Annotated in this window: 1 protein-coding gene; it reads left to right on the top strand. The window is 42.7% G+C overall.

The genetic code is table 11. The annotated features are described in order from the left end of the window. On the top strand, nucleotides 1-443 hold a 443-nt coding region (locus tag D7Y13_RS46420), incomplete at both ends, for a hypothetical protein (RefSeq protein WP_158626232.1).

The raw sequence follows: 443 nt of genomic DNA, 5'->3' as shown, positions 1-443 counted from the left end.
GTCAAAACCTATAGGTCCAAACGGAGAATTGAACTTTTTTTTAAGCAACATGCAGACGGGTAACTGTAAGGCTATTGCCATCAAGTCTATTGAAGTTTGGGGTACTCCAAAGCCTAAAATTATAGCATCGACAGGTACGGAGGTGTGTAAAGGAGAGCAAATTACTCTTGTCGCCACACAGGCATACACAGCAGACTATCAGTGGCAATATAAACTAGGTGCAGGAGCATGGACCAACGTGCCTAATGGAACCCAAAGTACAGCATTGTTTGAGGCTACAAGCGTAGGTTTTTATCAATTTCAATTGTTGATCACTAAATCGGGTAATACATATCCATCGGATCCAATCACGGTAGAATCGAAGGTTTGTTGCGAAGTGGGCAATCCTCCTGTGCCAGCATCGCGCCAAACTATATTTTATGATAATTTTGGCAGACTAGACC

This window comes from Corallococcus praedator (assembly GCF_003612125.1).
Lineage (GTDB): Bacteria > Myxococcota > Myxococcia > Myxococcales > Myxococcaceae > Corallococcus > Corallococcus praedator.
Note: the sequence above shows the minus strand (reverse complement) of the source record. Positions and strands in the feature narration are given on the sequence as shown.